The following is a 26,087-nucleotide window of genomic DNA, read 5'->3' on the forward strand; positions in this document are numbered from 1 at the left end:
AGCCGTGCCTGTTCAATTCCCCCTCAAACTGGTCGACCGGCGCATGCTCGCCCCGACCGTCGGCCACTACCAGTTCCTGCGTGATGACGGCCAGCCGCTGGATTTCCAGCCCGGCCAGTTCATCCAGGTCCATTTCGAGTACGCCGACGGCACCGCCACCAAGCGCAGTTACTCGCTGGCCACCATTCACAACCACGCCCTTGGCGCGGGCGAAGCGGTCGATATCGCGGTCAGCTTCGTCCCCGGCGGCGCCGCCACGGCCCTGTTCGAGGGCCTGGACATCGGCGGCCACGTCAGCGCCAGCGGCCCGTTCGGCCGGTTCTGCCTGCAGCCGGGCGACCACAACGCCCGCTACCTGCTGATCGCCACCGGCACCGGGGTCACCCCGTACCGGTCGATGCTGCCGCTGCTGGCCACCGCCATGGCCGAGCGTGGAGTGGAGGTGGTCCTGCTGCAGGGCGCGCGCACCCCCGCCGAGCTGCTCTACAGCGACGACTTCTATGCCTTCGCGGCCGCCCACCCGGGCTTCCGCTATGTGCCGTGCCTGTCCCGCGAGCTGCCGGAGAACCCGCATCCGGACGTGCGCCACGGCTACGTGCAGCAGCATCTGGCTGAGTTCGCCCCGAACCCGGCCACCGACATCGCCTACCTGTGCGGCAACCCGGACATGGTCGATGCGACCTTCGAGGCGCTGAAAGAGGCCGGCCTGCCCACACCGCAGGTGCGGCGCGAGAAGTACGTCAGCAGCAAGTAACCCCGCTTCCCGGCGCGCCGCTGGCCGGTGCGCGGCAGCCAGGTGCCGCTGCCCGGTCCCGGACCGGGCAGCGGAGCGTCGTGGCGAGCGGTAAGATGCGCCGCGCGCCGCTTCCGCCTGGCTGACTCGATGCCCCTGCATTTCCCCACCATTGCCGTGCTCGGCTTCCTGCTGTGCCTGGGCATCGCCATGGGTTTTTCGTTGCTGCTGCTGGTGCTGCGTCGGCAGCCGGCGCTGCGGCTGTGGACGGCCAGCCTGTGGATGCTGTCGGTCAGCCTGACCCTGGTCGCGCTGCGGCCGTACCTGCCGCAGGTTGCCGGAATCCTGTCGGGCAACGTCGCGGTCGCGCTGTCCGGCGTGCTGATGCTGTACGGCGTGGCGCGCCATCTTGGCCGCCGACTGCCGGCGTGGCAGCCGGTGGCATTGACGGCCACCTATCTTGGCGCGATCGCATTCTTCCTGGTGGTCCATCCCAGCCTGGTCATCCGGCTGCACGTGTTCAGCGTGTTCGCGGTACTGCTCAACGGCTGGATGACCTGGCTGCTGCTGCGCCACGCACCGCCGGCGCAGCGCACCAGCTGCCGGCTGGCGGCGGCGGTGTTCGCCGCGCAGACGCTGCTGTACCTGGCCCGCCTGTTCCTGCCGGTGGCCCCGGATGCGGGTGACGACCTCCTGCGCGCGGGTGCACCGGTCTTTGCCACGTATCTGGTCGGGCTGATCCTGGAGCTGGCGCGGTGCTTCGCGCTGGTGCTGCTGCTGGTGGAACGCATGCTGGTGGACCTGCAGCGACTGGCACGCACCGACGTGCTGACCGGCCTGCTCAACCGCGGGGCGGTGCTGGCCGACGGTGCCAGCCTGCTGGAGCTCAACCGCCGCCCCGGCCGGCCACTGGCGTTGCTGCTGCTGGACGTGGATCACTTCAAGCAGATCAATGACCGCTGGGGACATCTGGCCGGCGATGCGGTACTGCGGCATGTCGCCGACGTGCTGAGCAGCTGCGTCGCCGATCGCGAGCACCTGCTGGGCCGCTATGGCGGGGAGGAGTTCGTCCTGTTGCTGCCGGGGGCCGATCAGGCCCAGGCGCGGCAGTGCGCCGATCGCCTGCGCCAGGCGCTGCGTGAGTCGTCCGCGCGGCTGGACGGCATGCCGGTGCCGGTGACGGCGAGCATCGGCCTGGCGATCGATCAGGGCACAGGCGACATGGCGCGCCTGCTCGGTGCAGCCGATGCCGCGTTGTACCGGGCCAAGGCCGAGGGCCGCGACCGCACCATCAGCGCGGCGGCCTTGACGGTGCAGTGAGGTGCGCGGCGACGCCGCCGCCTTCCCCGGCACGGGGCCAGCCGTGTAAGTTGGGTCACATCGGCCACGCCCGCGCGTCGTGGTGGCATGACCTTCAACAAGGGGAAGTACGGAAGATGTCTACACACCACCTGAGGCTGGCCGGTGCGCTGGTCGCCGCCCTGTGTGCCGGCTGTGCGCCGGTACCGGAAGATGCATCCGGCGCCGCCGCCGCTCAACGCCTTTTCGGCACGCTCGCGTTCCAGCCCTGCACCCTGACCAGCGCGCAGGCCAGCGCGAACGTGGAGGCACAGTGCGCCACGCTGCAGGTGCCGGAAAATCCGGCCGAACCCGACGGCCGCCGGATCGGGTTGAACATCGCCTGGCTGGAGGCCGGCAATGACGGCGCTGGCAAGGCCGACCCGGTCTTCTTCCTCGCCGGTGGCCCCGGCCAGGCCGCGACCGAGGTCGCCGCACCGGTGAACATGGCACTTCGCGATGTGCGCAAGCAGCGCGACATTTTCCTGATCGATCAACGCGGCACCGGCAAATCCAATCCGCTCACCTGCCTGGATGCGCAGGGCAAGGAGCTGCCGCTGGATGAGAACGCGGCGCCGAGCGCGCGCCTGATCGAAGACTATGCCCGCCGCTGCGCGCAGTCGCTGACCGGTCGCGCCGATACCCGCTTCTACACGACCACCGAAGCCATCGGCGACCTCGATACGGTGCGCAAGGCACTGGGCGTGGACAAGATCAACGTGATCGGTGGCTCCTACGGCACGCGCGTGGCACAGCAGTACGCCGCGCACTATCCGCAGCACACCCGCACCGTCGTGATCGATGGCGTGGTGCCGAACGACCTGGTGGTCGGTGGCGACTTCGCCAACACCTTCGAAGATGCGATCACCCTGCAGTCGGCGCAGTGCCGCCAGGATCCGATCTGCGCCAAGCGCTTCCCGGTGGACACCCGCACCCAGCTGCGCAACGTCATGGCCACGCTGGCCAGGGCGCCGGTCGAGGTCGAGTACCGCAATCCCGGCACCGGCCAGGCCGAGCGTGATGTGCTGACCGCCGATTCGGTGACCGGACTGGCCTTCATGTTCTCGTACATGCCCGAGCTGTCCTCGCTGCTGCCGGTGATGCTTGATGAGGCCGCGCAGGGTCGCTATGCGCCGCTGATGTCGCTGAGCAAGATGGCCAGCCGCACGCTCGGGGTGCAGATGAACCGTGGCATGCAGTGGTCGGTGCTGTGCGCCGAAGATGCCGATCGCTACCAGGAAGGCGCCCAGGGCGACCGTGTGCTCGGCCCGGAAGTGGCGCGCATGTTCTTCGCCGCCTGCCCGGCCTGGAACGCCGGTTCGCGACCGAAGGATTTCACCGCGCCGTTCGCCTCGACGCTGCCGGTGCTGCTGCTGTCGGGCCAGTTCGATCCGGTCACGCCGCCGCGCTACGCCGAGCAGGTGCTCAAGCAGCTGCCCAACGGGCGTCACCTGCTCGCCAAGGGGCAGGGCCACGGCACGATCAACGCCGGCTGCATGCCGCGCATCCTCGGCCAGTTCATCGACACGGCGGATGCCAAATCCCTCGACGCCACCTGCCTGGATACCCTCAGCCCGGTGCCCGCCTTCACCTCGTTCAACGGATGGGCCCCATGAACCGTTCCTCCCACCGCACCGGGGAGGTGCGCGCATGATCGTCGCCGAGAACCTGCATAAAGCGTTCAAGACCAAGACCGGCCTGATCCAGGCCGTCCAGAACGTCGGCTTCCAGGCCGAAGACGGCCGCATCACCGGCCTGCTCGGGCCGAACGGTGCCGGCAAGACCACCACCATGCGCATGCTGTACACGCTGATGAAGCCCGACCAGGGCCGCGTGCTGGTGGATGGCATCGACGCGGCGGTGGACCCGGTCGCGGTGCGTCGCCAGCTGGCGGTCCTGCCTGACGCGCGCGGGGTGTACAAGCGCCTGACCGCGCGCGAGAACATCGCCTACTTCGGCCAGCTGCACGGCATGAGTGCCGCGCGGATCCGCGAGCGCACCAAGGTGTTGTGCACGGCGCTGGAGATGGAGGACATCCTCGACCGCCAGACCGAAGGCTTCTCGCAGGGCCAGCGCACCAAGACCGCGATCGCCCGCGCCCTGGTGCACGACCCGCGCAACGTGATCCTGGATGAGCCCACCAACGGGCTGGACGTGATGACCACGCGCGCGCTGCGCGGGTTCCTGCGCGGGCTGCGTGACGAAGGTCGCTGCGTGATTTTCTCGAGCCACATCATGCAGGAGGTGGCCGCGCTGTGTGACCACGTGGTGATCATCGCGCAGGGCACGGTGATGGCCGCCGGCAGTGCCGATGAGCTGCGCGCACAGACCGGGGAAAGCAACCTGGAAGATGCCTTCGTCAAGGCAATCGGTACCGAAGAAGGATTGCACGCATGAGTTCGTTCGCCACGCTGTTGACCGTGATGCGCAAGGAACTGCGCGATCTCTCCCGTGACCGCCGCACGCTCGCGCTGACGCTGCTGCTGGGGCCGCTGTTGTACCCGGTACTGATCCTGGGCATGAGCAAACTGGCCGAAAGCCGGGTCAAGACGCAGATCGAGCAGCCGCTGGAAATCCCGATGATCGGCGGCGAGCATGCCCCCAATCTGGTGCGTTTCCTGGCATCGCAGGGTCTGAATGCGACCGAGGCACCGAAAGACCTCACCGAGGCGATCCGCAGCCAGCGCATTGATGTGGCGCTGCGCATCAGCCCGGACTTCGGCAAGGACTGGGCCGACGGCCGCCCGGCGCTGGTCGAGATCATCAAGGACAGCACCCGCCGCGCCGCCGATATTCCCAGCAGTCGCCTGGAGGCGGCACTGGGCGGCTACAGCCAGCAGGTCGGTGCGCTGCGCCTGCTGGCGCGCGGTATCGATGCACAGGTGGCGCGACCGCTGGACGTCGCCGCACAGGATCTGGCCACCGCCGAAGCCAAGCGCGGCATGATGCTGTCAGTGCTTTTGCCGATCCTGCTGACCATCACCTCGTTCCTGGGCGGCGCCTACCTGGTGATGGACACCACGGCCGGCGAGCGTGAGCGGCAATCGCTGGAGCCGCTGCTCGCCACCCCCGCACCGCGCAGTGCGATCGTCAGCGGCAAGATCGCCGCAGCCTGCGCTGTCGGTGTGGCATCGCTGTTGCTGACCCTGGCGGCCTTCAAGATCAGCGCGCAGCTTTCCTCGGGCGGGGTAGGCCGGCAGCTCAACATGGGTTTCCTGCCGATGCTGCAGATGCTGCTGATCATGCTGCCGATGCTGTTCATCGGTACGTCGCTGCTGACCTTCCTCTCGGCCGCCGCCAAAAGCATGAAAGAAGCCCAGAGCCACATGACCTGGCTGATGCTGCTGCCGATGCTGCCGGGGTATGCGCTGATGGTGTACCCGATCAAGAGTGAGCTGTGGCAGTTCGCGGTGCCGTTCCTGGCACAGAACCAGATGCTGCTCAAGATCATCCGCCACGAAGCGATCAGCCCACAGATGTGGGCGGTCTACCTCGGTGCGGGCTTCGGGCTGGCGGCGCTGTTCTGGTATGCCGCGGTGCGCCGCTACCATCAGGAGCGGTTGGCGATTTCGGGTTGATCCAAGAAGGGCTCCGAAAGGGGCCCTTCTTCAGGGGTGGATTCGCATGACGACAGCGCGCCTCAGCGCTTGACCGGTGAGGCGCGGTCCGTGTTGGATACGACACATGGGATCACTGGTAGAGGCTGCACTCGCAGGCGATCTGCGCTTACCGCGATGCTGTCCGGCTAGATTGATGGGTGACGAGCTTTCGGAGACGGAGAGCGAGCCCGCCCATGCATATCGATGCCAATCTTGTCGTGTTGTACGTTTTCAGCGTGGTCGTGATGATCGCCATGCCAGGCCCTGTTGCGGTGTTCGTGGCAGGCACCGGCATCGTCGGTGGACCGAAGCTGGCGCTTCGGGCGATTGCCGGCACCAACGCTGGCTCCCTCGTACTGATCGTGCTGTCGATGCTGGTCGTCCAAGGGCTGCTGTCTATCAATGAGACGGTGTTTACCTTGCTCAAAGGCGGCGGCGCCCTTTACATCGGCTATCTCGGCTACAAGATGCTGCACGATGCCGGAAGGGCGGCGGCCACGCCGGTGGCGACGCACGGGAGTTTCACAAAGGGCTTCGTGATGTCGATCTCGAACCCTAAAGACATCATCTTCTTCGCATCGTTCTTTCCGCAGTTCCTCGAGATCACGCCTCAGCCAACGGTGAGCCTGGGGCTGCTGACCGTACTGTGGATCGTGCTGGACTTCGCCACCCTGATGACGGTCTGCCTGTTGGTCCGGCGGTTGGTGAAACCAAACGTGCACCGGGGGATGCTGCGCGTCTCAGGCGTCTTGCTGATGCTGATTGCCCTGCTCGGCGTGGGGATGGCAGGGCGTGATCTCGTCAGCGCTGGGTTGCCCGGCACCTTGGCGTTGCAAGAACCTTCGACTGCCCTATAGCGGCAGTGCTGCATGCGCCACTGAAATCAGAAAAAAGGCCCGGATCACTCCGGGCCTTTCGTCATACCAGCTTACGTCGCGATCAGCCGCCTTCCGGCGCGAAGGCAAGCGTGCGGCGCGTGGTGACCGGTGCACCGACCGGTTCGAACTTCCAGCGTTTGACGGCATTGAGTGCTTCGCGGTCGAACACGCGGGCCGGGGTGGCGCGCAGCACGCGGGCGGCGGTCACCGAGCCGTCGGTGCCGACGGTGAGTTCGACCAGGACTTCGCCGGAGGTGCCCGAACGCAGCGCGTCGGCCGGGTAGCGCGGGGCGGGCGTGCTGACCGGGCGCAGGCTTGGTGCGGCGGCGGCCTGGCGGGTCGCCGCAGCCTGCTGGGCGGCCGCCTGCTGCTGGCGCTGTTCGGCCTCGCGACGGGCGTTGGCCTGGCGCTCGGCATCCTGCGTATCACGGCGCGCGGCTTCCTGCTGGGCAGCAATCTGGCGCGCGGCCTCGGCTTCGGTGGTCTGCTGCTGCGCCAGGCGCTGTTGTTCCACCAGCTGCTTGGCGCGGGTCTCGGCGTCCTTCTTGACCTTGTCGGTCTCTTCCTGGGTGCGCTTGAGCGCAGTCTGCATGCTGCCGCTGATGCCCTGCTTCAGGCGGGGCAACGCCGGGGCGGTCGGGTCGACTTTCTCGATCAGCGCGACCAGGCGCTGGGTCTCAGCGAAGTCTTCGCGGCCCAGGTTCTGCTCGGCGGCAATCAGGGTGTACGGCAGCAGATCGGTCAACGCGCTCTTGACCGAGGCATCATCCGGGGTCTTGTCACGCAGCGCCAGGTAATACTCGATGGCGTTGTCGCCGGCCGGGGCGTACATGCGGTTCTCGCGCAGCGCCTTGCCGGCCAGCTCGCGCAGTTCTTCGGTGCCCAACGATTGGACCTTGGCCGACACCGCCGGTGCGGCCGGCGCAGCAGTGGGGGCTGCCGGTGCCGCAGGTGCGGCCGGTACGGTTTCGTCCTTGCCAGAGCAGGCGGACAGGGCCACCAGCAGGATCATCGGCGCGAACAGCCGCGCCGGGCCATGAGTCTTGACGTGCGACATCCAACTCCCCTTTGAAGACGACGATACGTAGGGCCTGATGCGGTCAGGCCGACCGAAGGCCATGGACGTTTCCCGACGTCCACGGCGGACCCGCAGGTGTGCAATCTAGCATCACCCCGCCCGGCCCGGGGGCCAGGCGGCCAGGGCAGGGGGCATCCTCACCGATGCCGCCGCTGCCGTGCAAGCCTCAGTGAGACAACGTCTTGCTCGGCGTCCCGTTCATCAGCTTGTCGGTGTAGGCGATACCGATCGCCGACAGGATGAAGGCGGCATGGATGATGGTCTGCCACATCACGCCGGTGGAGGTCATGGCCGAGCACTTGAAGGCTACGGCGGCCGTGGGCCCGGCGGCTGCGACAGCGGCCGAAACGGCCTGCAGGTACGCGTCGCTGTTGCACGATGGCAGCCCATCCAGATTGCCAGCTGCAATGAAGGTCTTCAGCAGGTGGATCGAGGAGATGCCGATGATCGACAGCGCCAGCTTCACCTTCAACACGCTCGCATTGACGTGGCTCAGCCACTCCGGCTGGTCGGGGTGGTTTTCCAGGCGCAGGCGCGACACGAAGGTCTCGTAGCCGCCCACGATGACCATCACCAGCAGGTTGGAGATCATCACCACGTCGATCAGGCCCAGCACCAGCAGCATGATCTGCTGCTCGCCCATCTCATTGGCCTCGTGCAGCAGGTGCCACAACTCCTTGCCGAACAGGAACACATAGACGCATTGCGCCAGGATCAGGCCCAGGTACAGCGGCAGCTGCAGCCAGCGCGAGGCGAAGATCAGGGAAGACAGGGGACTGATGGGGGTCTGGGTCGAGCTCATGCTGGAATGCTGCGTTGCGGGGACGGCGCAGCGTAACGGTCCGGCTTGACCCTGCCAAGCCGAATGACGGACTAGACTCGGTATTCCCAATCCGCGAGCCGTCGCCATGATCGACCTGTACTACTGGCCTACCCCGAATGGCCACAAAGTCACGCTGATGCTGGAGGAGACCGGCCTGCCGTACCGGATCCAGCCGGTGAACATCGGCGCCGGGGACCAGTTCACGCCCGACTTCCTGGCGATCTCACCCAACAACAAGATGCCGGCGCTGGTCGACCACCAGCCCACCGACGGCGGCGCGGCGCAGAGCGTGTTCGAGTCCGGCGCCATCCTGCTGTACCTGGCCGAAAAGACCGGCCGCTTCCTGCCGGCCGACAGCCGCGGCCGGGTGGCGGTGCTGGAATGGCTGTTCTGGCAGATGGCCGGCCTTGGCCCGATGAGCGGTCAGATGGGCCATTTCAACGTCTACGCGCCCGAAAAGATTCCCTATGCGATCGAGCGCTACAACAACGAAGTGCGCCGCCTGCACGGCGTGATGGACAAGCGCCTGGCGCAGAGTGCCTACCTCGGCGGCGATGACTACAGCATCGCCGACATGGCCAGCTACCCGTGGATCGGGGCCTACGACACGCTTCCGGTCGATTTCAGCGCCTTCCCGAACCTCAAGCGCTGGCATGACGCGATCGCTGCGCGCCCGGCCACCCAGCGGGCCTACGCCCTGCGCGAGAAGGTGAACCCGCAGGCCGGCAAGCCGCTCAGCGAAGAAGAGCGCAAGCACCTGTTCGGCCAGCGCTGACGCGGTGGTCGCTTGCCCGGTCGTGCCGGCCGCTGGCCGGCTCCCCGCAGCGGTGGGCGCGCCCGGACGCCCGCCATTCCCGGCACGACCGGAACGGTTTTGGTTAGGATGAAGCGTTCCCCGTGCCGTTTTCCTGGCCGGGGACTGCCCAGACGCTGCCGGAACCCTCCATGCGCCACCTGTTTGCTTCGCTCGCCCTGATGCTCGCCTCGACCTCGATCGCCCACGCTGAAAAACTGACCCTGGATGCCATCACCGGCCCGCTGCCGTTGTCCGGCCCGACCCTGATGAAACCCAAGGTGGCCCCGGACGGCTCGCAGGTCAGCTTCCTGCGCGGCAAGGACGCCGACCGCAACCAACTGGACCTGTGGGCGTACGACCTCGCCAGCGGCCAGACCCATCTGCTGGTGGATTCCAAGGTGGTGCTGCCCGGCACGGAAACCCTGAGCGACGCCGAGAAGGCCCGCCGCGAGCGCCAGCGCATCGCCGCGATGACCGGCATCGTCGATTACCAGTGGTCGCCGGATGCACGCACGTTGCTGTTCCCGCTCGGCGGCGAGCTGTACCTGTACGACCTGAGCAAGCAGGGCAAGGCCGCGGTGCGCCAGCTCACCCATGGGGAAGGCTTCGCTACCGATGCCAAGCTGTCGCCGAAGGGCGGCTTCGTCAGCTTCGTGCGTGCCCGCAACCTGTGGGTGATCGATCTGGCCAGTGGCCAGCAGATCCAGCTCACCGACGATGGCAGCGACACCATCGGCAATGGCGTAGCGGAGTTCGTCGCCGATGAGGAAATGGACCGCCACACCGGTTACTGGTGGGCGCCGGATGACTCGGCGATCGCCTTCGCCCGCATCGATGAATCGCCGGTGCCGGTGCAGAAGCGCTACGAGATGTATGCCGACCGCACCGAGATGATCGAGCAGCGCTACCCGGCGGCTGGCGACCACAACGTCACCGTCAAACTGGCGGTGATCGCGCCGCGCCGCAACGCCACGCCGCGCTGGATCGACCTGGGCCGCAACCCCGATATCTACCTGGCCCGCGTCGATTGGCGCGATCCGAAGCACCTGACCTTCCAGCGCCAGTCGCGCGACCAGAAGACGCTCGAACTGATCCAGACCGAACTGGCCAGCGGCCAGCAGCGCACGCTGGTGACCGAAACCTCGCCGACCTGGGTACCGCTGCACAACAGCCTGCGCTTCCTCAAGCAGGGCGGCTTTGTGTGGTCGTCCGAGCGTAGTGGCTTCGAGCACCTGTACCGCATCTCCGATGACGGCAAGACCGTCACCGCACTGACCGCCGGTAACTGGCCGGTGGACGAACTGCTGGCCGTGGACGAAGATGCTGGCAAGGTCTACTTCCGCGCCGGCATGGACAGCCCGCGCGAAAGCCAGCTGTACGCCGTGTCGCTGCAGGGTGGGGTGCCGCAGCGCCTCTCCCAGGCCCCGGGCATGCACACCGCCAGCTTCGCGCGCAACGCCAGCGTCTACGTGGACAGCTGGTCCAACACCACCACGCCGCCGCAGATCGCGCTGCACCGTGCCAACGGCGAGAAGATCGCCACCCTGGTCGAGAACAATCTTGAAGACCCGGCGCATCCGTACGCACGCTATCTCGATGCGCAGCGCCCGGTCGAGTTCGGCGCCCTGACCGCCGCCGACGGCAAGACAGAACTGAACTACAGCCTGATCAAGCCGACCGGTTTCGATCCGGCCAAGCGCTATCCGGTCGTGGTGTACGTCTATGGCGGCCCGGCCTCGCAGACGGTCACCAACAGCTGGCCCGGCCGTGGCGATCACCTGTTCAACCAGTACCTGGCCCAGCAGGGCTACGTGGTGTTTTCGCTGGACAACCGCGGTACCCCACGCCGTGGCCGTGATTTCGGCGGTGCGCTGTACGGCGTGCAGGGCACGGTGGAAGTGGCTGACCAGCTGCGCGGCGTGGCCTGGCTGAAGCAGCAGGCCTGGGTTGATCCGGCGCGCATCGGTGTGCAGGGCTGGTCCAATGGCGGCTACATGACCCTGATGCTGCTGGCCAAGGCCTCCGACAGCTACGCCTGCGGCGTGGCCGGTGCACCGGTGACCGATTGGGGCCTGTACGACACCCACTACACCGAGCGCTACATGAACCTGCCGGGCAACAACCCGAAGGGCTACGAGGAAGCGCGCGTGCTGGCGCATATCGACGGCCTGCGCTCGCGGCTGCTGCTGATCCACGGCATGGCCGATGACAACGTGCTGTTCACCAACTCCACCGTGTTGATGAGCGCGTTGCAGAAGCGCGGCCAGCCGTTTGAACTGATGACCTATCCCGGTGCCAAGCACGGCCTGTCGGGCAGCAACGCGCTGCACCGCTACCGCCTGGCCGAGGACTTCCTGGGGCGCTGCCTGGCGCCCTGATCCGCCGTTGCTGCCACCGGCCTGACAAGGAGTTTGCCGATGACATTGCCGCCCGCACTTCCTGGTACCACCGTGCGCACCGGTTGGTGGCGCCGTCACTGGCGCTGGGCCATGCCAGTGGCGGTGGTGGTCGGCATGGCGGCGGCAGCGGGCGCGGTGTGGTTCGCGCTGTCGCAGTGGGCGTACTGGAGCAAATCCAGCACGCCCTACCAGGAGGCCATGCGCCGCGCACGTTGCAACATCGAGCTGGTCGAGGCCCTCGGTGAACCGTTGCGTGATGGCTACCTGCCGGCGGGATCGATGCATTCCAATGGCCAGAGCCAGTTCGTGATCGGTGTGACCGGCCCACAAGGGAAGGGCCGCCTGTTCCTCAATGCGAAGCGCAGCGGCGACCATTGGGACTACCCGATGCTGTACGTAGTGACCGATGCCAACGAGGCCATCGATCTGACCGCGCTGGACGACGCCGAGGCGGCCGAGCGCTGTGCGTTGGCTGAGTGCCGCGCCAAGGGCGAGTGTCCGCCGTCGCTCAGTCTTTGAGAGGCGAAGCTGACGTTGCTGCCTTCTGGATTCGCAATGACTGCTGTTTTCTTTGATACCGTGATGCCACGCTGGGTTCTGCGTACCCGCGGTCTCTAGTCTCGATGCACCTGCCCGTTTGGGCAATGCTGCGGGCGAGGTGGAGCGGTGGAACGAATCTTGAGTGGCTTGATGGCTGTGTTGTGTGGTTTGTTTCTAGCGCCGACAACCTTTGCGGCGCTACCGTTCATCGAGGTTCCCACTGGTGGGTGGGATCCCGGGCTGGAGGCGCGCAAGCACTATGCCGGCGGAATGTATGACTGGGTGCGCCGGGTCAAGGTAGATCGCACGGCACTGGCGTCCGATCGGATCCAGGTCGATCTGTTCGACGACGTGTTCATTATCGAGCGCACGCCCCTGATCGCCAGAGAGCCGGAAGATGTTCCTCTATATGTGGCGGATGTCAGCACGCATGATGTCCAGCGCTCGCCCACGTCGCGGCAACTGTGGGCAGGGACGATCATCGGCGTGCGGGGGCCTGGGGGAATGTCGAGCACTGTCGAAATCACCGAGCTGGGCAACGGCGACCTCATGTCCAGTTTTTCACGTGGCCATTTGCTGTATCAGCTGTTTGGGGATCTACTGGTGCGCATCGATCTGCGCCGGGTTCCCAATGAAGCACCCACGGTGCGTGATCCCTATCCGGCGGACCCGCTCATCCTGGATAAGGCTGCTTCCCCATCAACCGCGGTATCGACGATACGCGTGGCTTTTGGGTACGGAAATGGTGCGCTTGCCAACGGTAGGGAGCAGGTTTTCAGAATGATGGAGGGAGCGGTCGAACACGCAACTGCTGGCTTCCTCGCTAGCGGTATTCGGGTTGAACTACAGCGGGCTGGAAATGCGCTGCCCGGCTACGCTGAATCCAGCGTGGTACAGACGCTGGATGACCTTGTTCTGGGCTCTAACGGCCCGCTCTGGCTGGTGCATAGGATGAGGCATCTGGAAAAGGCGGATTTGATGCTGATGATCATCGACACGAAAGATCCGGAATCCGTCTGCGGTCAAGCACAACGGCTTCTGGCAACGAAGGAAACGGCATTTGCGGTGGTTGAACGTCGCTGCCTTCCTAATGAGATCAACAGCCTCGCCCATGAAATCGGCCACCTCTTGGGCGCCGACCATGATCCTGCACACGCGTCCATCAGCCCTCCAAAATTCCAATACGGGCATGGCTATCAATCACCATTGAATACACTTGACCGGTGGAGGACAGTGATGGCTTACGATTGCAGTGATCGTGCATGCGGACGGGTCAACCGCTGGTCATCTCCGCGGGTGAGCCACAACGGATTGCCGGCTGGAACGGCGCGTCTGCATGACAACGTCCGCGTGTTGAATGAGACACGAGCCACAATAGCTGCATTCTATCCAGACCCGTGAGCAGACTGACCCGGGCCGGGAGGTTAACAATCAAGCCATGACCTCCGGCCAATTGCCCCCGACCCGCCAAGTGCGTAGGGTCGCAGGCATCCTGCCCTGGAGTTCCTGCATGAAGCCGCTTGTCCTTGCTGTTGCGTTGGCCCTGTCCGTTCCCGCCGCGCTGTCGGCCCCGCCGGCGTTGGCCGCCCCGGCTGCCGCCAAGCCCGCCGCTTCGCCCGCATGGGTCACCCGCAGCAACCAGCTGGCGCAGATCCTGCTGGATGCGCAGGGCCCGTTCCAGCCGGAAGAGACCGGCTTCTTCGGCGTGCCGGGCTATGACGACAAGGTGGCCGACTTCGGCCCGGACAATGGCGCCCGCTACCGCGCGGCGATGACCAAGGCCCGCGGTGAGCTGCAGGCCAAGCTCGCCACCGAGCGCGATCCCAACGTCCGTCAGGACCTGGCGATCATGATCGCCGCCGCCGACCAGAACATCGAAGGCAGCGAACTCAACGAGAAATACCTGCTGCCGTGGAGCGATACCCCGCAGACGGTGTTCAGCGGTCTCAACCTGCTGCTGTCCGATCAGGTGCCCGCCGAGCGCCGGGCCAAGGCGCTGGACCGCCTGAAGGCCTACGCCGGGCTTGCCCCGGGCACGCAGCCGGTGACGACGCTGTCGCGCCAGCGCTATGAAGAGCGCCTGGGCGACAAGACGCTGTTGCAGCCGACGAAGATCGAAGTCGAGCAGTCGCTGGCCAATGTGGATACCTACATCACCGGCATCGAGCAGCTGTTCGGCAAGTACAAGGTGGGCGGTGCCGAGCAGGCGCTGCAGACCATCGCCAGCCAGCTGCGCGAGTACCGTGACTGGACCCGTCGCGAGGTGCTGCCCAAGGCCCGCACCGATGCGCGCCTGCCCGATCCGCTGTACGCCTACCAGCTCAAGCGCGTGGGCATCGACATCGCCCCGGCGCTGCTGATGCAGCGTGCCCAGCTGGAGTTCATGGAGACCCGCTCGGCGATGCGCCAGCTGGCGCCGCTGGTGGTGCAGGCCAAGGGCCTGAAGGTCACCGACACCACCGATCCGGTGGCGGTGGTGCGCGCGCTCAAGGGCGACAAGATTCCCGACGATCAGCTCGAGCTCCACTACCGCGGCGTGATCGATGCGATCGACCCGATCATCCGCAAGGAAAAGATCGTCGACGTGCCGCAGCGCCCGATGCAGATGCGCCTGGGCTCGGCGGCGGAAAGCGCTGCCTCGCCGGCACCGCATTTCCTGCCGGCGCCGCTGGTCGGCAACACCGGGCAGCAGGGCACTTTCGTGCTGCCGCTGGGCAACCCGGCCGCGGGCGACAAGGCCGCGCAGTACGACGATTTCAACTTCGGCTCGGCCGCGTGGACGCTGAGCGCGCATGAAGGGCGCCCGGGTCACGAATTGCAGTTCACCGCGATGGTCGAGCGCGGCATCTCGCTGGCGCGCACGATGTTCGCGTTCAACTCGGTCAACGTGGAAGGCTGGGCGCTGTATGCCGAGGCGGAGATGGTGCCGTACGAGCCGCTGGACGGGCAGCTCATCGCGCTGCAGTTCCGCCTGCTGCGGGCCGCGCGCGCGATGCTGGACCCGATGCTCAACCTGGGTCAGATCGACCGGGCCAACGCCGAGCGCGTGCTGATCGATGAGGTTGGCCTGTCCAAGGCGATGGCCACGCAGGAGCTGGACCGCTACATGGTGCGCATGCCCGGCCAGGCCGGCAGCTACTTCTACGGCTACACCCGGATTCTTGAGCTGCGCATGCAGACCGAGCTGGCGCTGGGCGATCGCTTCGACCGGCTGGCGTTCAACAACTTCCTGCTCGACCAGGGTCTGCTGCCGCCGGACCAGCTGGCCAAGGCCGTCAATGACGTGTTCGTGCCGAAGTACAAAAGCGCGGCCAAGCGCTGACGCGTTTGCGGTAGGCACCGACCGTTGGTCGGTGCGCTATCCCAGCAGCCACGACCAACGGTCGTGGCCTACCGCGGCCTTCGTTACCGCTGCGGCGTGATCGTCTGCGTCGGCAGACGCGGCGCCGGCGGCGGATTCGGTACCCAGATGGCCACACCGGCCGCGCGCTTCTGCGTGGTCGGGATGCCGATGCCAACGCCACCGCCCACGTGCGAGCCGTAGCTGCCCGCACCGACGGACATGCCGACTGGCGAGCCGCTGGAGCCCACGCCCATCAGGATCACGCCGTTGGCACCGAGGGCGGCGGCCTCACGCTTGAGCCGCATGACCGCGGCATCGGTCTGGCCCTGCGTGCCGAAACCCACCGCGCTGGCCGATTCGAGCTGGGCGATTTCCTGCGACCCGGCCGGCGGCGTGGAATAGATCTGCACCGTGGCCGGATCGACCGGCGCACGCGCCTGGCCGAGCATGACCTTGGAGGTACTGGCGCAGCCGGCGCTGAGCAGCGCCAGGCCCAGCAATGCAGCGCATCGGATGTTCATGGCGTTACCCCTGTGTGTGATGGCTGGGATGATCGGCGCTGGCGACTGAATCGGTCCCAACCCCTGCCAGCGCACCCTAGCACCGGCCCGGTGAGGCCCCCGCCAACGGCGTCTCGCCGGCGCTTGCGCCTGCGCCGGGAACCGCTATGGTGGGCCACGCATTCACCTCAAGGAGCCGGGCATGGGATTGATCAGTCTGTTGTGGGGCATCGTCGCGCTGCTCTGGATGATTGTGGCCCTGATCCCGCTGCTGGGCTGGGGCAACTGGTTCCTGATCCCGTTCGCGGCAGTGGGCGCGGTCATCGCCGCGATCGGCATCCTGTTCACCCACGCCAGCAAGCGCGGCCGGGCCTGGACCGGGCTGGTGCTCAACGGCATCGTGGTGGTGGTGGGCATCGTCCGGCTGGGGCTGGGTGGCGGCATCATCTGAGCGGCCCGTGCGCGGCCCGGGTGCGACCGACCGTCGCAGCTCACGGCCGCCCGGTACCATCGGCGTAGAATGACTGGCTGCCGCATCCGGCTCTGCCGGCGGTCCACGCCCGTCCGGGCGCTCTCCCTGCACCGATGATCATTCGTCCTCGTCCCCACGGCTGGCAACTGCTCTACATCCTGCGCGGCTCCATCGTTCCGGCGGTGGCCCCGAAGGTGGTGGCGATCCTGCTGCTGTCGATCGCGGTGGCTGCCCTGGCCGAGCTGTGGCACCCGCCGGGCATCGAGCGCGTCTCGGTGGCACCGTTCACGCTGCTGGGCCTGGTGCTGTCGATCTTCCTGAGCTTCCGCAACAACGCCTGCTTCGAGCGCTGGTGGGAAGGCCGCAAGCTGTGGGGCCAGCTGATCTATGAATCCCGCAGCCTGGCCCGCCTGTGCCAGGCGCTGCTGGTCGACGATCCTGCGCTGCGCGACCGCGTGTGCCGGCTGTGCATCGGCTTCGCGCATGCGTTGGCCGCCCGCCTGCGTGGCCGCGACATGGCGCTGGCGGCGCTGCCGTGGGTGCCCGAGGCCGATCGCGCGCGGTTCGGCCAGCGCCTCAACGCGCCCGACCAGCTGCTGGCGATGATCGCCGCCGATCTCGCCCAGGCGCTGCGCGCCGGCCAGCTTGATCCGTTCCTGTACACCCAGTTCGAAACGCGCCTGCATGCACTGTCCAGCATCCAGGCCGGTTGCGAGCGCATCCTGACCACGCCGCTGCCGTTCGCCTACACGCTGCTGCTGCACCGCTGCGCATGGCTGTTCTGCGTGCTGCTGCCCTTCGGCCTGGCCAGCTCGCTGGGCTGGGCCACTCCCGTGGTCTCGGCCGTGCTCGCCTATGCGTTCTTCGGCCTGGACCAGCTGGGCGAGGAGATGGAGGAGCCGTTCGGGCTGGAATCCAACGACCTGCCGCTGGATGCCATGGTGCGCATCATCGAGATCGACCTGCTCGACAGCCTGGGCGTCCAGCCGCTGCCCGAGCCGCTGCAACCGCGGCACTACCTGCTGCAGTAGTTCCTGCCCTCCTTCCTGCATTCTGTTCCGGAGTTCCTCATGGCACACCCCGACTATCGCCCCCGCCGCATGCGTCACGACGAGTTCTCGCGCCGCCTGATGCGCGAGAACACGCTGACCACCGACGACCTGATCTATCCGGTGTTCGTGCACGAGCTGGCCGGCCGCGCGCCGGTGGCCTCGATGCCGGGCGTGGAGCGGCTGTCCATCGACGAGCTGCTGAAAGTGGCGGAAGAAGCGCTGGAGCTGGGCATTCCGGTGATCGACCTGTTCCCGGTGATCGATCCGGCCGGCAAGTCGCTCGATGCCGCGGCGGCATGGGACGAGAACGGCCTGGCACAGCGCGCCATCCGCGCATTGAAGTCGCGCTTCCCCGAGCTGGGCGTGATGACCGATGTCGCGCTGGATCCGTACACCACGCACGGCCAGGACGGCATCATCGATGACAAGGGCTATGTGCTCAACGACATTACCGTGGAGGCGCTGGTCAAGCAGTCGCTGTCGCATGCCGAAGCGGGCGTGGACATCATTTCGCCCTCGGACATGATGGACGGCCGCATCGGTGCGATCCGCCGTGCGCTCGATGCCGCCGGCCACGTCAATGTGCGGATCATGGCCTACTCGGCCAAGTACGCCTCGGCGTTCTACGGCCCGTTCCGCGATGCGGTCGGCAGCTCCACCGGCCTCGGCAAGGCGGACAAGAAGACCTACCAGATGGACCCGGCCAACGGCGACGAGGCCATGCGTGAGATCGCGCTGGATCTGGAAGAAGGGGCGGACATGGTGATGGTCAAGCCGGGCATGCCCTACCTGGACCTGGTGCGCCGGGTGAAGCAGCAGTTCGGCGTGCCGACCTTCGCCTATCAGGTCAGTGGCGAGTACGCGATGATGAAGGCGGCCTTCGCCAATGGCTGGCTGGACGAGCGGGCGTGCGTGATGGAGTCGTTGATCGGCTTCAAGCGCGCCGGCGCCGATGGCGTGTTGACCTATTTCGCCCCGCAGGTGGCGCGTTGGCTGCGTGAGCGCTGACAATACGCGCCCACCCGATACAGGACGACGATGATGCAGACGATGGGATGGCTACAGTGGGTGACCTGGACGGCCGGTGTGCTGGCCTTCGCCGTGGTGATCGGGCTGGTGATCCGTGGCGTGCGCCGCGCCGCGCGGCAGGCACCGGAGCAACCCTCCGCCGCGGCCCGCATCGCCCGTGAGGCGCAGCTGTCGCCCGCCTTGCAGGCACAGCTGGCCGCGTTGAACCAGCGCAAGGATCACGGCGAGATCAGCGAAGCGCAGTACGAGCAGCTGCGCGCGGAGCTGCTGCAGGGCCATTGACCCTGGGCGGCGCCGCCTCCACGGGTAGAGCGACGCCAAGCGTCGCTGCCCTTCGGCCCCGCAACATCAACCGCAGCCCGGACCCTGCGGCGCTGACGGCGCCTTGATCCGGTACAGATCCAGCCCGCCGGCACGCGGTGCGCGTGCCATGCCAGCCAGGACCATCTCCGACGGCTTCGACGCGTCCACCACCGGCGCACCGGTCTGGCCGTCGGCGGTATTGAAGGACAGCATCAGCGGCACCGCCGCCTGGCGGTGATCGCAGCTCGCCAGCAGGACCTGCGAATGCCCGTCGCTCGCGCGGGTGAACGCCAGTGCGCCGTCATTGTCCAGCCACGCCGCCCCAAGTTCGTCGGCGGCCGTGTTGAGCGGGGCCGGCAGGGCCTGCGCGGTACCGAATCCCTCGCCCTGCACGGGCGCCAGATACAGATCGAAGCCGCCCTGGGTCTGCCTGCCGTTGCGTGAGAACAGCAGCGTGCGCCCATCCGGACGCAGCGCGGGCGCCCGTTCGTCGTCGCGCGTGTTGAGCGCCGGCAGGGCCTGCACGGCCTCGATGGTGCCGTCGGCGGTCACCGGGGCACGGTACAGATCGAAGCCGCCTTTTCCGCCGCTGCGGTTGGAGGCGAAGTACAGCCAGCGGCCATCGTGGCTGAAGTACGGGTCGCGCTCGTCATTGGCGCTGTTGAGCGCGAGCGGGGCAGGGTCCTGCCAGCGCCCCTCGCGCAGCACCGCCTGCCACAGGTCCCAGCCCCCCTTTCCGCCGGGTCGGTCGCTGGCCCAGACGATGCGCTGGCCATCCGCTGCGATCGTGGCCTGCGCCTCGTTGGCCTTGGTCGAGACCACGCCCATGCCCTCGATGCCGAATTCGGAAAGCGCCATCGCGGCGGGTGTGCAGAGTAAACTGGCGCTCAGCGCGAGCAGAGACAATGGAATGCGCATCATCGCGTCCGTTGGGGTTTGCGTTCCATTCTAGGCCCGGAGCAGGAAACCCATGACCGACCGTTACGCCGTATTCGGCCAGCCCATCGCGCATTCGCAGTCGCCGCACATCCATGCCACGTTCGGCCGGCAGGAAGGCCTGGCGCTGGACTACCGTGCGATCGAGGCATCGCCGGGCGAGTTCCTGGCGGCCCTGGACGCCTTTGCCGCCGAGGGGGGCGTGGGCGCCAACATCACCGCGCCGCACAAGGAAGCCGCCTTCGCGCTGTGCACCACGCTGACCTCGCGCGCGCGCCGCGCCGGTGCGGTCAACACGCTGCTGCGCAAGGGCGATCGCTGGCATGGCGATACCACCGATGGTATCGGCCTGGTCCGGGATCTCACCGACCGTCACGGCCTGGACCTGCGTGGCCGCCGCACCCTGTTGATCGGCGCCGGTGGCTCGGCCCGCAGCGTGGCCCCGGCCCTGCTGGATGCCGGCATCCTGGAGCTGGTGGTGGTCAACCGCACCCCCGAGCGCGCCGACGCGCTGATCGATGCGATGGGTGAGCCGGGTCGCGCCATCACCCGCTACTGGGAAGACATCCGCGAGCTGGGCGATTTCGAGCTGATCATCAACGCCACCTCGGCCGGCCGCGACCGCGCCGCGGAGTTCAAGCTGCCGCTGTCGCTGGTCAACAGCATGACCACCGCGGTCGACCTCAACTACGGCGAGGCCGCGATTGCCTTCACTGCGTGGGCGCGCTCGGCCAGCTGCCGCAACATCGTTGATGGCTTGGGCATGCTGGTCGAACAGGCGGCGGAGAGCTTCCTGCAGTGGCACGCCGTGCGCCCGCAGACCGATGCGGTCTACACCGAGCTGCGGACCCAACTGGCCCCGCTGGCCGGCGAGGACTGAGCCGGTGGACATGGATCTGCTGATCTCGATGCTGACCATGGTGGGCGTGCGCCTGCCGGTACTGATCGCGCTGGCGATCGCGGTGGTCTGGGTGGTGGATACCCCGCGCGGCGCGATCCGCAGCGTGGCCTTGGCTGCGCTGGGCGTGATGGCGCTGACCACCCTGGCCGGCCTGGTGCTGAACCTGGTGCCGATGTGGATGGTGCAGCAGGGCAACTACGAGAATCTGCAGCTGATGTCCAAGCTGCTCGGTGCCGGCCACTTCGCGCTCAATCTGTTCGAGGCGCTCGCGCTGGTGCTGCTGGTCTGGGCGATGACCCGCGCGCTGCGCGGCCGCGCCGTTCCCCCCACTGCGCCGCTGCCGCCACGCTGAGCGGGTGCAGCCACCTGTCGCGGCCCACAGTATTGGCGTGGGCCGCGTCACGGATATGAACCGGCGCGGAAAATGGCGCCGGTCACGGCCCCCGGGTCGTGAGAAAATGGGGGCCGTGATCCAGTCAGGCAGTCCCCCGGCGTGACCGAAAAAGTTGAAGCTCCCCGCGCCCTGAACGACGAGCTCAAGGCCGGCATCCGCGATGCCTACGCCAAGCTGCAGGCCAATACGCCCGGCTTCAGCACTCGGCGTTCGCAGAGCCAGATGATCGGCGTGGTGTCGCGTGCGCTCTCGCACAGCGGCGGCGTCGGCGTGGTCGAAGCACCCACCGGCGTCGGCAAGTCGCTGGGCTACTTGACCGCCGGCGTGCCGATCGCACTGGCGACCAAGAAGAAACTGGTGATCAGCACCGGCACCGTGGCGCTGCAGTCGCAGTTGGTCGAGCGCGACATCCCCAATTTCCTCAAGGCCACCGGCATTGAAGCCACCGTGGCGCTGGCCAAGGGCCGCACCCGCTACCTGTGCACCCGCAACGCGGCCGAGGCGCATGGCGATGGCGCGCAGGAAGGCATGTTCGACGACGAACAGCCGTTGTTCGACCGGCCGTTGGCGCCGATCGAGATGGACCTGGCGCAGTCGCTGAGCAAGGCCTTCCTGGAAGGCCGCTGGAACGGTGACCTGGACAACGCGCCGGAAACGATCAGCAACACCCTGCGCTCGCGCATCACCACGCCGGCCTCCGGCTGCGCCGGGCGCAAGTGCGCCTACTCGGCGCAGTGCGCGGTGCTGCGCTCGCGCAACACCGTGCGCGAGGCGCAGATCGTGGTGACCAATCACGCGCTGCTGTTGTCGGCGCTGTCGATCGGCGAGAGCGACAACGGCCAGCCGCTGATCGCGCCGCCCTCGGACATGCTGCTGGTGCTTGATGAAGGGCATCACATCGGCAACGTCGCCATCGACCAGGGCGCGGCCAGCCTCGCGCTGGACGAAATGGCCAAGCGCACCGGCCGTCTGCAGGTGCTGATCGCCGCGTCCTACCGCGCGGTGGACAAGGACAAGCTGGGCAACCTGCTGCCCAACGAGGCGATCGAGGCCGCCGCCAAGGTCAGCAAGCAGCTCAAGGCCTTCCGCGATGTGATCGACCGCAGCTGGCGGCCGGATCCTTCCGCGCAGGAGCCGATGTGGCGCGCTCCGAATGGCCGCTTGCCGGACATCTGGATGCCGGAGATCGAGGCCATCGCCGACGACACCCGCGCGCTGTTCAACTGGGCGCACGCCGCGCTGACGCAGGTGGCCAAAGGCAAGCCCGAGGATGCCGCGCGCGAGCGCCTGCAGCGCAACCTCGGCATGGCGCTGGAGATGATCGAGCAGCAGCACAACCTGTGGACCGGCTGGCGCCGCGAGGACAAGGAGGGCCAGCCGCCGACCGCGCGCTGGATCACCCTCGCGCGCGATGGCGATCTGATTCTGCATGGCTCACCGGTCTCGGCCGCGAACGTGCTGCGCAAGCTGCTCTGGGACGAAGTGGACTCGGTGGTGATGACCTCGGCCACGCTCACCGGCGGTGGCGATTTCCAGGCGCTGGCGATCGACAACGGCATTCCGGCCGAGGCCGAGATGGTCTCGCTGGCCTCGCCGTTCGATCTGCCGAACCAAGCGCAGCTGATCGTGCCGGCATTCCCGGTCACCCCGGATGACAAGGAAGGTCACCCCAAGGAAATCGCGAAGTACCTGGTCAAGGAGCTGGACTGGGGCAAGGGCAGCATCGTGCTGTTCACCTCGCGCTGGAAAATGGAAAAGGTGGCCGAGCTGATGCCGGCCGCGCAGCGCAAGCAGGTGCTGGTGCAGGGCGAAACGGCCAAGCAGAAGATGATCGATGAGCACCTGCGGCGCACCTCGGCCGGGGAGGGCTCGGTGCTGTTCGGGCTCAATTCCTTCGGCGAGGGCCTCGATCTGCCCGGCGAAGCCTGCACCACGGTGGTGATCACCCAGGTGCCGTTCGCGGTGCCGACCGATCCGCAGACCTCCACCCTGAGCGAGTGGTTCGAAAGCCGCGGCCTGAATGCCTTCAACCTGATCGCGATCCCGCATGCGCTGCGCACGCTGACCCAGTTCTCCGGCCGGTTGATCCGCACCTCCACCGATACCGGCCGCGTGATCATCCTCGACTCGCGGCTGCTGACCCGCCGCTATGGCAAGCGCATCATCGATTCACTGCCACCGTTCAAGCGGGTGATCGGGTAGGGATGCATCAGACAGCCACGTGGCCGTGGCGTTCACAACGGTAGAGCCACGCCATGCGTGGCTGCTCTCCGATCAGAACGGGGTAGAGCCACGCCATGCGTGGCTGCTCTCCGATGAGAACGCGCCGCAGCCTGAAACTGCACGCATCCACGCATGGCGTCGACCTACTCTTCCAGCTTCGCCAAGTCCCGCACCGCACCCTTGTCGGCACTGGTGGCCAGCAACGCATAGGCCTTCAGCGCGCCGGTGACCTTGCGCGGGCGCGCCTCGCGCGGCTTCCAGCCCAGTGCATCCTGCTCGGCGCGGCGTGCGGCCAGCGTGGCGTCATCCAGAAGCAGATCGATGCGCCGTGCGGGGATGTCGATGCGGATGCGATCGCCGTTTCGGACGAGGCCAATGGTGCCGCCCGAGGCCGCTTCCGGCGAGGCATGCCCGATCGACAGGCCCGAGGTGCCGCCGGAGAAACGGCCGTCGGTGAGCAGGGCGCAGTGCTTGCCCAGCCCCTTGGATTTCAGATAACTGGTCGGGTACAGCATCTCCTGCATGCCCGGGCCACCGCGCGGGCCTTCGTAGCGGATCACCACCACGTCGCCGGCCACCACGTCATCGGCGAGGATGCCGGCCACGGCGGCGTCCTGGCTCTCGAACACGCGCGCGTTGCCTTCGAACACGTGGATGGATTCGTCGACGCCGGCGGTCTTCACCACACAGCCATCGACGGCCAGATTGCCGCGCAGCACCGCCAGCCCGCCTTCGGCCGAATAGGCATGCGCGACGGCGCGGATGCAGCCTTCGGCACGGTCCACGTCCAGCGTCGGCCAGCGCGTGGCCTGGCTGAAGGCGACCTGGGTCGGGATGCCGGCGGGGCCGGCACGGAAGAAATCGTGGACCTTTTCATCGGTGCTCACCGCGACATCCCAGCGTGCGATCGCCTCGGCCAGGGTGCGGCTGTGCACGGTCGGCACGTCGGTATGCAGCAGGCCACCGCGCGCGAGTTCGCCGAGGATGCCGAACACACCGCCAGCGCGATGCACATCCTCCATGTGGTACTTCGGCGTGTTCGGGGCGACCTTGCACAGCTGCGGCACACGGCGCGAGAGTTCGTCGATGGCATGCAGGTCGAAGTCCACCTCCGCTTCCTGCGCCGCGGCCAGCAGATGCAGGATGGTGTTGGTGGAGCCGCCCATGGCGATATCCAGCGTCATCGCGTTCTCGAACGCTTCGCGGGTGGCGATGCCGCGTGGCAATGCACCCACGTCTTCGCCGCCGTACCAGCGGTGGCACAGTTCCACGACCACGCGGCCGGCGCGGCGGAACAGCTGCTCGCGGTCGGCGTGGGTGGCCAGCGTGGAGCCGTTGCCGGGCAGGGACAGCCCCAGCGCTTCGGTCAGGCAGTTCATCGAGTTGGCGGTGAACATGCCCGAGCACGAGCCGCAGGTCGGGCACGCGCTGCGCTCGTACTCGGCGACCTTCTCGTCGCTGGCGCTTTCATCGGCGGCGATCACCATCGCATCCACCAGATCCAGCTTGTGCTCGGACAAGCGCGTCTTGCCCGCTTCCATCGGCCCACCGGAGACGAACACCACCGGGATGTTCAACCGCAGCGCGGCCATCAGCATGCCGGGGGTGATCTTGTCGCAGTTGGAAATGCACACCAGCGCATCGGCGCAATGCGCGTTGACCATGTACTCCACCGAGTCGGCGATGATCTCGCGGCTGGGCAGCGAATACAGCATGCCGTCGTGGCCCATCGCGATGCCGTCATCCACCGCGATCGTATTGAACTCCTTGGCCACGCCGCCGACCTGCTCGATCTCGCGCGCCACGAGCTGGCCCAGGTCCTTGAGGTGCACGTGGCCGGGCACGAACTGGGTGAACGAATTGGCGATGGCGATGATCGGCTTGTGGAAGTCGCCATCGGTCATGCCGGTGGCGCGCCACAGGGCGCGGGCGCCGGCCATGTTGCGGCCGGCGGTGGAGGTGCGGGAGCGGTATTCAGGCATGGTGGCTGGCAGGATCTGGCGGGCCGTGGGGGCGCGTTTCACCTCGATTCTGCCGAAAAATTCCGGTTGCGTTTGCAACCGTTGCCACCGGTGTTTTCCGGGCAAAACCTGAAACCGCGTTCAGCTGGGCGACTTTGCCGGTTTTGGTTGTTCGCCCCGATCAGGCATGATTGGGGAGATAACCGTACTAGGGGGCATGACGCCATGAAACGTTCCAGGACCACTGCGCTGCTGCTGATGAGCGCCGCGCCGCTGCTGTTCACCGCCTGCCAGAAGAACGAGGCCGTGCAGGTGCAGGAAGGGCTCTACACCTCGGTGCAGGCCTGTACCGAAGCCACCGGCGATCCGTCCAGCTGCCGCACTGCCTTCGCCGAGGCGCAGAAGCAGTCGGCCGATGCCGCCCCCAAGTACGCCACGCGTGAAGCCTGCGAGGCCGAATACAACGCCGAGCAGTGCGTGGAACAGAAGACCTCCACCGGCCATTCGTTCATCGGCCCGATGATGATGGGCTTCTTCATGTCGCAGATGCTGAGCAACCGTGGCGGCGCAGGCCTGGCCCAGCAGCCGGCCGCGAGCCCGGCCTACCAGGACAAGGCCAAGGGCTGGGCACGCCCGGGTCCGTCGACCGGTGGCATGAACACCGCCAGCGGTATCGGCGCCGGCAAGGCCGGCCTGGCCCCGGTCAATGCCACCCCGAACCGGGCGGTCACCGCCAGCCGCGGTGGCTTCGGCAACACCAGCAGCAACCGCAGCAGCGTCGGCGGCTGA

24 protein-coding genes are annotated in these 26,087 nt (G+C 67.1%); 19 read left to right on the forward strand and 5 right to left on the reverse strand.

What is annotated here, in order from left to right; translation table 11 throughout:
* Positions 1-4: 4 nt before the first annotated feature.
* The 6 genes from ABE571_RS02845 to ABE571_RS02870 all read left to right on the forward strand — a co-directional run bounded on the left by ABE571_RS02845 (position 5) and on the right by ABE571_RS02870 (position 6,527).
* Positions 5-754 carry a ferredoxin--NADP reductase gene (locus tag ABE571_RS02845; RefSeq protein ID WP_313209440.1) on the forward strand — a complete coding sequence of 250 codons (750 nt, stop codon included), beginning with the start codon at positions 5-7 and terminating at the stop codon, positions 752-754.
* A gap of 129 nt (positions 755-883) precedes the next feature.
* On the forward strand, positions 884-2,053 hold the full coding sequence (locus ABE571_RS02850; protein ID WP_346465691.1) for a GGDEF domain-containing protein: 1,170 nt from the start codon (positions 884-886) through the stop codon (positions 2,051-2,053).
* 116 nt (positions 2,054-2,169) lie between these two features.
* Positions 2,170-3,687, forward strand: coding sequence for an alpha/beta hydrolase (locus tag ABE571_RS02855; RefSeq protein ID WP_346463394.1), 1,518 nt, complete (start codon positions 2,170-2,172; stop codon positions 3,685-3,687).
* A 34-nt stretch (positions 3,688-3,721) separates the two neighbouring features.
* On the forward strand, positions 3,722-4,468 hold the full coding sequence (locus tag ABE571_RS02860; protein WP_313209434.1) for an ATP-binding cassette domain-containing protein: 747 nt from the start codon (positions 3,722-3,724) through the stop codon (positions 4,466-4,468).
* Complete coding sequence (locus ABE571_RS02865) at positions 4,465-5,649, forward strand: ABC transporter permease (RefSeq protein ID WP_121040808.1); 1,185 nt, start codon at positions 4,465-4,467, stop codon at positions 5,647-5,649. The genes ABE571_RS02860 and ABE571_RS02865 overlap by 4 nt, the downstream gene beginning before the upstream one ends.
* Before the next feature lie 215 nt (positions 5,650-5,864).
* Complete coding sequence (locus ABE571_RS02870) at positions 5,865-6,527, forward strand: LysE family translocator (protein ID WP_346493148.1); 663 nt, start codon at positions 5,865-5,867, stop codon at positions 6,525-6,527.
* Positions 6,528-6,609: 82 nt separating this feature from the next.
* On the opposite strand, the gene ABE571_RS02875 is transcribed toward ABE571_RS02870, so the two are convergent.
* Both ABE571_RS02875 and ABE571_RS02880 read right to left on the reverse strand, forming a co-directional pair.
* On the reverse strand, positions 6,610-7,605 hold the full coding sequence (locus tag ABE571_RS02875) for an energy transducer TonB (RefSeq protein ID WP_313209428.1): 996 nt from the start codon (positions 7,603-7,605) through the stop codon (positions 6,610-6,612).
* A 187-nt stretch (positions 7,606-7,792) separates the two neighbouring features.
* The gene (locus ABE571_RS02880) at positions 7,793-8,428 is read right to left on the reverse strand and encodes a TIGR00645 family protein (protein WP_313209426.1); all 636 of its coding nucleotides are present in this window, start codon (positions 8,426-8,428) and stop codon (positions 7,793-7,795) included.
* Between the two features lie 106 nt (positions 8,429-8,534).
* Between ABE571_RS02880 and ABE571_RS02885 the strand changes: the two genes are divergently transcribed.
* The 5 genes from ABE571_RS02885 to ABE571_RS02905 all read left to right on the forward strand — a co-directional run bounded on the left by ABE571_RS02885 (position 8,535) and on the right by ABE571_RS02905 (position 15,506).
* Positions 8,535-9,224, forward strand: a complete 690-nt coding sequence (locus ABE571_RS02885) for a glutathione binding-like protein (RefSeq protein ID WP_313219347.1) — start codon at positions 8,535-8,537, stop codon at positions 9,222-9,224.
* A gap of 170 nt (positions 9,225-9,394) precedes the next feature.
* On the forward strand, positions 9,395-11,623 hold the full coding sequence (locus ABE571_RS02890; RefSeq protein ID WP_346493149.1) for a S9 family peptidase: 2,229 nt from the start codon (positions 9,395-9,397) through the stop codon (positions 11,621-11,623).
* Between the two features lie 39 nt (positions 11,624-11,662).
* Positions 11,663-12,163, forward strand: a complete 501-nt coding sequence (locus ABE571_RS02895; RefSeq protein ID WP_346493150.1) for a cytochrome c oxidase assembly factor Coa1 family protein — start codon at positions 11,663-11,665, stop codon at positions 12,161-12,163.
* A 159-nt stretch (positions 12,164-12,322) separates the two neighbouring features.
* Positions 12,323-13,585, forward strand: a complete 1,263-nt coding sequence (locus ABE571_RS02900) for a M12 family metallo-peptidase (protein ID WP_346493151.1) — start codon at positions 12,323-12,325, stop codon at positions 13,583-13,585.
* A 109-nt stretch (positions 13,586-13,694) separates the two neighbouring features.
* Complete coding sequence (locus ABE571_RS02905) at positions 13,695-15,506, forward strand: DUF885 domain-containing protein (RefSeq protein WP_346493152.1); 1,812 nt, start codon at positions 13,695-13,697, stop codon at positions 15,504-15,506.
* An 83-nt stretch (positions 15,507-15,589) separates the two neighbouring features.
* On the opposite strand, the gene ABE571_RS02910 is transcribed toward ABE571_RS02905, so the two are convergent.
* The gene (locus ABE571_RS02910) at positions 15,590-16,048 is read right to left on the reverse strand and encodes a hypothetical protein (RefSeq protein WP_019185443.1); all 459 of its coding nucleotides are present in this window, start codon (positions 16,046-16,048) and stop codon (positions 15,590-15,592) included.
* Between the two features lie 181 nt (positions 16,049-16,229).
* On the opposite strand from ABE571_RS02910, the gene ABE571_RS02915 reads away from it, so the two are divergent.
* From ABE571_RS02915 to ABE571_RS02930, 4 genes are all read left to right on the forward strand, one after another.
* Positions 16,230-16,478: a hypothetical protein gene (locus ABE571_RS02915; protein ID WP_019185442.1), complete on the forward strand. Its 249-nt coding sequence runs from the start codon at positions 16,230-16,232 to the stop codon at positions 16,476-16,478.
* Positions 16,479-16,612: 134 nt separating this feature from the next.
* A complete protein-coding gene (locus tag ABE571_RS02920) occupies positions 16,613-17,530 on the forward strand; it encodes a bestrophin family ion channel (protein WP_313219351.1) in 918 nt (305 codons plus the stop codon).
* 39 nt (positions 17,531-17,569) lie between these two features.
* Complete coding sequence (hemB, locus tag ABE571_RS02925) at positions 17,570-18,559, forward strand: porphobilinogen synthase (RefSeq protein ID WP_313209399.1); 990 nt, start codon at positions 17,570-17,572, stop codon at positions 18,557-18,559.
* Between the two features lie 33 nt (positions 18,560-18,592).
* Positions 18,593-18,862 carry an SHOCT domain-containing protein gene (locus tag ABE571_RS02930; RefSeq protein ID WP_284128632.1) on the forward strand — a complete coding sequence of 90 codons (270 nt, stop codon included), beginning with the start codon at positions 18,593-18,595 and terminating at the stop codon, positions 18,860-18,862.
* Positions 18,863-18,928: 66 nt separating this feature from the next.
* Here the strand turns inward: ABE571_RS02930 and ABE571_RS02935 are convergent, their stop codons facing one another.
* The gene (locus ABE571_RS02935; RefSeq protein ID WP_313209395.1) at positions 18,929-19,801 is read right to left on the reverse strand and encodes a TolB-like protein; all 873 of its coding nucleotides are present in this window, start codon (positions 19,799-19,801) and stop codon (positions 18,929-18,931) included.
* Positions 19,802-19,853: 52 nt separating this feature from the next.
* On the opposite strand from ABE571_RS02935, the gene aroE reads away from it, so the two are divergent.
* The 3 genes from aroE (at position 19,854) to dinG (ending at position 23,316) form a co-directional block, all read left to right on the forward strand.
* Positions 19,854-20,699 carry a shikimate dehydrogenase gene (gene aroE / locus ABE571_RS02940; RefSeq protein ID WP_346481639.1) on the forward strand — a complete coding sequence of 282 codons (846 nt, stop codon included), beginning with the start codon at positions 19,854-19,856 and terminating at the stop codon, positions 20,697-20,699.
* Between the two features lie 10 nt (positions 20,700-20,709).
* Entirely contained in the window at positions 20,710-21,072 is a 363-nt protein-coding gene (locus tag ABE571_RS02945) for a hypothetical protein (RefSeq protein ID WP_313219354.1), read from the forward strand.
* Positions 21,073-21,213: 141 nt separating this feature from the next.
* Entirely contained in the window at positions 21,214-23,316 is a 2,103-nt protein-coding gene (dinG, locus tag ABE571_RS02950) for an ATP-dependent DNA helicase DinG (RefSeq protein ID WP_346493153.1), read from the forward strand.
* 164 nt (positions 23,317-23,480) lie between these two features.
* Here dinG and ilvD read toward each other — a convergent pair whose 3' ends face one another.
* Positions 23,481-25,319 carry a dihydroxy-acid dehydratase gene (ilvD, locus tag ABE571_RS02955; RefSeq protein ID WP_313209533.1) on the reverse strand — a complete coding sequence of 613 codons (1,839 nt, stop codon included), beginning with the start codon at positions 25,317-25,319 and terminating at the stop codon, positions 23,481-23,483.
* 204 nt (positions 25,320-25,523) lie between these two features.
* On the opposite strand from ilvD, the gene ABE571_RS02960 reads away from it, so the two are divergent.
* Entirely contained in the window at positions 25,524-26,087 is a 564-nt protein-coding gene (locus tag ABE571_RS02960; protein ID WP_259262015.1) for a DUF1190 domain-containing protein, read from the forward strand.

It is taken from the genome of Stenotrophomonas sp. TWI273 (genome assembly GCF_039674765.1).
Lineage (GTDB): Bacteria > Pseudomonadota > Gammaproteobacteria > Xanthomonadales > Xanthomonadaceae > Stenotrophomonas.